This window comes from Actinomyces graevenitzii C83, assembly GCF_000239695.1.
Taxonomy (GTDB): domain Bacteria; phylum Actinomycetota; class Actinomycetes; order Actinomycetales; family Actinomycetaceae; genus Actinomyces; species Actinomyces graevenitzii.
On the sequence record NZ_JH470338.1, the window covers coordinates 796066 to 803100 of the forward strand.

Here is a 7035-nt window from a genome sequence, read left to right on the forward strand (position 1 = left end):
CACAGACATGAAAAGCCTCCCATTCCCTAGACTTCAATTTCGATGTCCAAGAAACGGGAGGCAGATCAGGTCCAAACCGGGGCATAAATGCGAGTAATACCTAGTAGGCTTACTTGTCAGCGGCGCTGGGGTGTGTCATGTCGGCGGGCACAACCCAAGCGTCAAACTCGGCGTCGGTTAGGAAACCTAGCTCCAGAGCGGACTCGCGCAGCGAGATGCCCTTGTGGTGAGCGTTCTTGGCGATCTTGGAAGCCTTGTCGTAGCCAATGTGACGGTTAAGCGCGGTCACCTGCATCAGGTTGATGTCCAGGTTGTGCTTGATCTTGGCGTAGTTGGGCTCAATGCCGTAGGCGCAGTGCACGTCGAAGGAGACGCAAGCGTCGCCTAGCAGGCGGATGGACTCCAGTACGTTCCAGGCCATAACCGGCTTGAACACGTTGAGCTGGAAGTTACCCTGAGAGCCAGCGAAACCAACGGCGGCGTCGTTACCAAATACCTGCACGGCCACCATAGTCATAGCCTCACATTGGGTGGGGTTGACCTTACCGGGCATGATGGAGGAGCCGGGCTCGTTTTCGGGGATGATCAGCTCGCCGATACCGTTACGCGGGCCGGAGGCGTACCAGCGCACGTCGTTGGCGATCTTCATCAGGGCGTCACCAAGCACACGCAGGGAGCCAGAGACCAGCACCAGGGCGTCGTGGGCGCTTAGAGCGGCGAATAGGTTGTCGGCCTGCTTGAACTCGATACCGGTTTCTTCACTGATCTTCTTAGCGGTCAGCGCGCCGAAGTCGGGGTGGGCGTTGAGGCCGGTGCCCACAGCGGTACCACCGATGGCCAGTTCGCGAGCGCGCGAGTCGGCGTAGCGGATGCCGTCTAGGGCGAAGTCAATCTGGGCAACCCAACCGGAAATTACCTGCCCTAGGGTGATGGGGGTGGCATCCTGCAGGTGGGTGCGACCCACCATGACCACGTCGGCGTATTCCTTAGCCTTGGCGTCTAGGGTGTCGCGCAGCTGGGTGACCTTGGGGTACATCTCCTGCAGCTCGCTGACCACAGCGATGTGCATGGCGGTGGGGAAAGTGTCGTTGGAGGACTGGCCACGGTTGACGTGGTCGTTGGGGTGCACCGGAGTCTTGGTGCCCATCTGCCCACCGGCCAGCTCAATGGCGCGGTTGGAGATGACCTCGTTGGCGTTCATGTTGGACTGGGTGCCAGAGCCGGTCTGGAACACTACTAGCGGGAATTCGTCATCCAGCTTGCCGGAGATAACCTCGTCGCCGGCCTTGGCGATTAGGTCTGCGATGTCCTGGGGTAGTTCGCCTAGTTCAGCGTTGGCTAGGGCGGCGGACTTCTTTAGTACCCCTAGGGCCTTAACCATGGGACGGCCCCACACGAAGGTGTTGCGACCAATGTCGAAGTTGTGCAGGCTGCGCTCGGTCTGCGCGCCCCAGTAGTGGTCGGCGGGAACTTCAATGGTCCCCATGGAGTCGGACTCGGTACGTGTACTCACGTTTGCTCCTTCATCGCAGTTATCCGTTAACGCAGCTAAGCCTATCCCAGCTGGAGAGCATGAAATAGCACCTTGGCCCCATTAGTGCAGCTTTTCGCCAATAGTTAGGTCATATGCGCGTCTGGACGACGACGACGCCGCTTTGGCACTGATACTTGCGCTGGCACAAGGCTTTGCACCATCGTTTTCAACACTGGCCTAAGAAACGTTTAACGTGAAACTAGCTTGCGTTGGCGCTTTGGGTGGCCAGCCAGGCTTTAGCGATGTCGCGGGCAGAGCGTTGCAGCTTGGTTGATTGGTGGTTCATTTCAATCAGTGCACGTGAAGTTAACATCGCACTGATGCGGTTAATCTCAGTGCCAGCGCGCTCATCTATACGCTCAGAAATAACCGGCACTACCTGGGAGGCGAGGAATAGACTCTTGGGGTCAGCCAGGACCACCAGGTCAGAGCCGGCTAAAACCGGATCTGAGGAGTAGATGTCGGCAAGCTGAATGGAGTTATCGCGTAGTGCCTTAACGGTGAGCGCACCACCGGAATCCTCGATTGGCGAGAATTTAGCGTTAACTCCGTAGATACTTTTGAGCCCTTTGGGCCCATAGGGGCGGGTCTCTAGCTCTGAGTTACCTCCTAGCACCAAGTTTGGCACTGCGCGCAGGTCACCAATCTGTTTTAGGTTGTAACGCTTCGCTAGTTTGGCGCTAACCACATATGAGTCTTGGTCACTAGCGGGAGCTTGGTTAAGGATCCGCAAACCATCAGGTAAAACTTCACGCAGTTGGTTGTAAACTGCCTGCGACGCCGTCACGGTAGCTTTCGGGTTTAAAAACTGCAGCAGGTTACCGGTGTAGTCCGGTAGCAGATCAATGGCGCCAGCTTTAAGCTCAGGCATGTAGATTTCTCGCTGACCAATACGCATTTGGCGGTCAATTTTGTAGCCTAGCTTTTCTAGGCCCTGGGCGTAGATCTCGGCAATGATCTCGTTGGAGTAGTAGTCCTGGCTGCCTATCACCAAAGTATTAGTGTCCCCAGCGGATCCGGCCAGGCTCTGCTCGGTGCCACAGCCGCCCACTAAAGTGCCAATCCCGGCCAATGCTCCGGTTAAAACCGTGCGACGAGTAGCCATATAAGTGGCGGCATGTGCCCGACTAAGTTTGTGCGTTTTCATTTACCCACCTTAGTTGCGCTTAGCTGTCTTTCAATGCGGTGTTGACACAGGCCGAGCAGCCAATCGACCAGCAAAGCTAGGGCCACTACCAGTATGGCGCCGGCAATCATTTGCGGATAGTTGCGGGTTTTCAGGCCTAAGTAAAGCAGACGCCCCAGCCCATAGTTGGCGGTATAGGCAGCTAATGTGGCGGTAGCTATCACCTGCAAACTAGCGCTGCGCAGGCCTGCAACCAGCAAGGGCTGAGCCAGGGGAAGTTCGATTTGGCTAAGAATTTCACTTTCTTTCATACCCAGAGCCCGCGCAGCATCCACTACGCTAGGTGGCGCCCCGGCTACGCCACTGTAGGCTCCAGCTAGCAAAGGTGGAATCGCTAAAGCAACTAGCGCCAACACTGGCGCCGGCAGGCCAATACCGATCCAAAGCCCAAACAGGGTCAGTAAACCCAGCGTAGGTATCGCCCGCACCGCGCCGGTTAGATTAATCAGCCATTTACCTCGCCCGCTGTGACCAATATAGATCCCCAGCGGCAGCGCAATCACCGCACTGATTACTAGCACTAGGGCGCTAACTCCTAAATGCTGTACCAGGCGCCAAGCAATACCGCGTTGACCTAGCCAATTGGCGCCGTCGGCAATCCACGTAGCAGCCGCAAGAATTAAGCTCATGCGCGCCTCCAACCGCTAAGCAACCAGTGAGCTAAAGCCACTAACCCATCTAGTAGCAAAGCCAAAATAATCGTAACTACCAAACCGGTGATCACCTCAGCGCTGATACCACGTTGGAAACCATCAGTAAGCAAAGTACCCAGGCTTGAAATACCAATGAACGCTGCCACCGTAACCAAAGAGATAGTGGAAGTAACCAGTACCCGCGCGGCACTAGCAATCACCGCCAAAGCCAGCGGCAACTCGATTTGCCACCAGCGGCGCAAACGCCCATAGCCACAGGCATCAGCACTTAACAACACTTGTTCAGGCAGGCCACTAAAAGCTTGCACACAGGGGCCAGCCATAATGGCTACCCCGTAAATGCTCAGCACAATCACCATATTGAGGCTAGAGCGCAGTGGGGTACCAATAATGACCGGCACCAAAATAAGTAAGGCCAGTGAAGGCAGCGCATACATTGCTCCAACTACACTGACCAGGCCCCGACCAAAAGCAGAGTTAACCGCCGCCCGCCCTAGTGGAATGGAGATAACTAAGGCGACAACAATCGCGCTTACAGCAATAACTAGATGCTGCCCAAGCAGCTCCAGCACCCAGGCGTAGTTATGAATCAGCCAGTTCATGGGCGCGCCTTGGTCTGTGAGCTGGCTGCTAGTTTGCCTACCGGGACCCCGAGCAAGTCAGTAACTAGACCCGCCTCGTCCACCTGCAATCTACGCGCGGCCTGGGAGCGGCCAATAAAGTCGGACACAAACTGGTTTGCGCTTTGGTTTAGTAGCGTGCGGGCGTCGCCTGCCTGTGCGATTTTAGCGCCAGTTTCTAGCACCACTATCTGGTCACCTAGCTTGAAGGCTTCGTCAACGTCGTGAGTAACCAGCAAAATGGTGGTACCTACTTGATCACGCAGCCAAGCCACCTGCTCTTGCAGCTGGGTGCGCACAATTGGATCTAACGCCCCAAAAGGCTCATCCATCAGTAGGATATCCGTTTTGTTAGCCAGGGCTCTGGCTACCCCTACGCGCTGGCGTTGGCCACCAGAGAGCTGCGCTGGGAAACGGCTAGCATAGTCGCTTTCAAGCCCAACCAGTTCAAGTAGTTCCAGGGCACGCCGGCGGGCTTTAGCGCGGCTGACACCTTCTAGCAGTGGTACCGTGGCAATGTTTTCTAGCACATTACGGTGGGGAAACAGGCCACCGTCTTGGATTACATAACCGATCGAGCGCCGTAGTTTCACTGGGTCACTTTCAGCTACATTCTTACCGCGTACCCATACTTTGCCGCTGGTGGGCCTAACCATGGCGTTTACCATGCGCAGTAGTGAGGTTTTACCGCAGCCTGAGGTGCCCAGCAGCACTGTAGTTGAGTGGTGTTTAACTTCTAGGGAGAAGTTTTTTACTGCAAAAGTAACGCCCTTGTCATAGCTTTTGCTGACATTTTCAAAACGAATCATGGGGCCTCGCTTTGGTGTAAAAAAGACCCAAGGCTAAGCCTTGGGCCAACTCGTAGCGGGGACAGGATTCGAACCTGCGACCTCCGGGTTATGAGCCCGGCGAGCTACCGAACTGCTCCACCCCGCGTCGGTGAAATAAACATTACTAGCCAAGCAGGCACTATGCAAGCCGGCAAGGCATGGCCTTACTCACCCGATGGTAAGGAAGGTCATATTTTACGCTATTTTTAGCGGTAACTCCAGTAAAAATGGTGGATTGACGCGGGTTTTGCGTCAATCCACCATTAAGTTCAGTCTTGTCCTACTGTGTCACCATTACCGTCACCGGGCTGGCCAGGGTCTGGGCTGGGGCTTTCACCGCCGCCGTCGCCACCACCGGTGGGAGCCGGTTCAGGCACTACCGGCTGTGGGGAGGTTACCGGGTCAGGGTGCACCGTGGGCACCACAATCGGTTCAGAGGGAGCCTGGGGCGCCGTCGTAGCTGAGCCGCCACCGTTACCAGAGTCGTTATTAGACCCTCCCCCGGAACCGCCATTGCCAGAGCCGTTGCCCGAGCCACTACCGTTACCAGAGCCGTTATTAGACCCGCCGCCAGAGCCCCCAGAGCCCGAGTTGTTGCTCGAACCACCGGGCTTACTGGCGGAGCCGTTAGAGCCAGTTCCGGAAGAAGAGTTACCGGAGTTGCTACCGCTCTTACTGGTAGTGGTCTTGATGTGCGAGGTGGGCTGCGCGGCCGGAGCTACGCTAGCTGCCTGCTGACGCTCCTTGCGGGCCTCACGGCGACTTTCGCGAGCCGCTACAGCCTGGCGCTCTTCCTCGGTTAGGTCTTCAGTGTTGGCTCCTGCACCCAGGCCTACGCTGTTTAGCACCGCGTCATGAGCTGCCGCCAAGGCATCAAAGGACTTGTCGATACGGCTAGCTGAAGCGCTGACCTTATTGCAGTCAGTGCCGTCATATACCGTCAGCCGCCGCGACTTCTCAATTTCTTGTTCTAATGACTTAATGAGTTTTTCGTCGACTTTGTCGCGCTGACGCTTAACCGTATTTTCAGCATCCTTAATTTCATTCACCAAGGAGCTGTAGGCCGCCAGCTGCTGCGGAGAGTTAGGACACTGGGTGGCCACCGCATTAACTTTAGCTAGGTTGCCATCTAGATCCTGACCTCGGTTCATCGAGGCTACCCCGATGCCGCCAATAATCAGCAAAGCTGCTGCCGAAAGGGCACTAATGCCAGCAACTACATTGCGACGCACGCGAGCTTGCTCTTCAGCCCGTTTAACAGCACCCGCCTGCGAAGCAGTCTCAGATTCAGTCTCAGCTGCCTGGGCGAGAGTGTCTTCCTGGGTAGCCTGGGCATCTTCACTGCGCGCTGCTGTAGTGTCAGCGCCGGCACCACTGGCGAGCTGACTCATATCAATAGGTTCAGTAATAGATTCTTCCAAAGCATTCTCCAATCCAACGCAAGGTTAACACGCCGTTGAAAAAGATTTCAGGATATTTGACTCACAAATTCTTTTAATCAGTAGTAACCAACTACTAGTTAGAATGATTAGTAATTTAATACTTACAATTAACCATGATGTTACTTAACATTCAGGCTAGTTTTAGAGTCTCTCCAGCACCCCAACATCATACTCCCAGCTGGGCATATGCTACATGGGGTTAAGTCCCCTAAGGCAGCATTTAAGTCATAGTTCACAGCTGCACTATGACGACCGACATATAACAAATAAAACTGTGGGCATCGTGACCACAATTCAAAATTAACCCGGCTTAAAGGGGTTAAAGGACAAAAAGAGTTGGTGGAGGGTTAGTCCCAGTTGTTTCGGTGGGGGCTTGTGTGGTGGAGGTCGTGCCAGGCGATAGCGTCGCCCCATCTGGGGATGACACCGGCTGCGGGGTGTGTGCGCGAGGCGTGTTCCCATTGGGCTTCAATCTGGGTGTCTGTGGGCATGATTTTGAGGATCTGGGCTGGTGGGAGCGGGTTTTCGGTGTGCATGTAGCACCACCAGAAGATCGCTTTGATCCGGCGGGTCAGCCGCATTCCCCGGTGGTCGCGCAACAGTTGACGCAAGGGCGCGTTGGTCGCGCCTTCGATCTGGTTGTTCATCGCCGGCAACGCCCCCTCAAACTGGGGGTCGTGTAGGTGAACAACACCTCGGCTCCGATGAGCCGGTTCACACTGTTGCGGGCCCGCACGAGTCGTTCGTGCGTGTATGCCCACCGCCATCGT

At 55.6% G+C, this 7035-nt stretch carries 7 protein-coding genes and 1 tRNA gene; all 8 read right to left on the reverse strand.

Annotated elements, in window-relative coordinates; all coding sequences use genetic code 11:
* Positions 1-109: 109 nt before the first annotated feature.
* The 8 genes from fumC to HMPREF0045_RS10930 all read right to left on the reverse strand — a co-directional run bounded on the left by fumC (position 110) and on the right by HMPREF0045_RS10930 (position 6912).
* Positions 110-1513 (reverse strand): class II fumarate hydratase, encoded by a 1404-nt coding sequence (gene fumC / locus HMPREF0045_RS03485; RefSeq protein ID WP_005985561.1) that lies wholly within the window; start codon positions 1511-1513, stop codon positions 110-112.
* 220 nt (positions 1514-1733) lie between these two features.
* Positions 1734-2681, reverse strand: a complete 948-nt coding sequence (locus tag HMPREF0045_RS03490) for an ABC transporter substrate-binding protein (protein WP_005985563.1) — start codon at positions 2679-2681, stop codon at positions 1734-1736.
* Positions 2678-3349 carry an ABC transporter permease gene (locus tag HMPREF0045_RS03495; protein WP_005985575.1) on the reverse strand — a complete coding sequence of 224 codons (672 nt, stop codon included), beginning with the start codon at positions 3347-3349 and terminating at the stop codon, positions 2678-2680. The genes HMPREF0045_RS03490 and HMPREF0045_RS03495 overlap by 4 nt, the downstream gene beginning before the upstream one ends.
* Complete coding sequence (locus HMPREF0045_RS03500) at positions 3346-3975, reverse strand: ABC transporter permease (RefSeq protein ID WP_005985577.1); 630 nt, start codon at positions 3973-3975, stop codon at positions 3346-3348. The genes HMPREF0045_RS03495 and HMPREF0045_RS03500 overlap by 4 nt, the downstream gene beginning before the upstream one ends.
* Positions 3972-4802, reverse strand: a complete 831-nt coding sequence (locus HMPREF0045_RS03505; RefSeq protein WP_005985579.1) for an ATP-binding cassette domain-containing protein — start codon at positions 4800-4802, stop codon at positions 3972-3974. Before HMPREF0045_RS03505 ends, HMPREF0045_RS03500 begins: the two co-directional genes overlap by 4 nt.
* A 53-nt stretch (positions 4803-4855) precedes the next feature.
* Positions 4856-4929 (reverse strand) — tRNA-Met (locus tag HMPREF0045_RS03510).
* Between the two features lie 163 nt (positions 4930-5092).
* Positions 5093-6214 (reverse strand): hypothetical protein, encoded by a 1122-nt coding sequence (locus tag HMPREF0045_RS09520; protein WP_146002402.1) that lies wholly within the window; start codon positions 6212-6214, stop codon positions 5093-5095.
* A 398-nt stretch (positions 6215-6612) separates the two neighbouring features.
* On the reverse strand, positions 6613-6912 hold the full coding sequence (locus tag HMPREF0045_RS10930; protein ID WP_050807458.1) for a hypothetical protein: 300 nt from the start codon (positions 6910-6912) through the stop codon (positions 6613-6615).
* Positions 6913-7035: the final 123 nt, after the last annotated feature.

What these genes read in the sequence shown, in the direction of transcription:
- HMPREF0045_RS03490 (WP_005985563.1), bottom strand. Translation starts at nt 2,681, where the DNA reads ATGAAAACGCACAAACTTAGTCGGGCACATGCCGCCACTTATATGGCT.
- HMPREF0045_RS03495 (WP_005985575.1), bottom strand. Translation starts at nt 3,349, where the DNA reads ATGAGCTTAATTCTTGCGGCTGCTACGTGGATTGCCGACGGCGCCAAT.
- HMPREF0045_RS03500 (WP_005985577.1), bottom strand. Translation starts at nt 3,975, where the DNA reads ATGAACTGGCTGATTCATAACTACGCCTGGGTGCTGGAGCTGCTTGGG.
- HMPREF0045_RS03505 (WP_005985579.1), bottom strand. Translation starts at nt 4,802, where the DNA reads ATGATTCGTTTTGAAAATGTCAGCAAAAGCTATGACAAGGGCGTTACT.
- HMPREF0045_RS09520 (WP_146002402.1), bottom strand. Translation starts at nt 6,214, where the DNA reads ATGAGTCAGCTCGCCAGTGGTGCCGGCGCTGACACTACAGCAGCGCGC.
- HMPREF0045_RS10930 (WP_050807458.1), bottom strand. Translation starts at nt 6,912, where the DNA reads ATGAACAACCAGATCGAAGGCGCGACCAACGCGCCCTTGCGTCAACTG.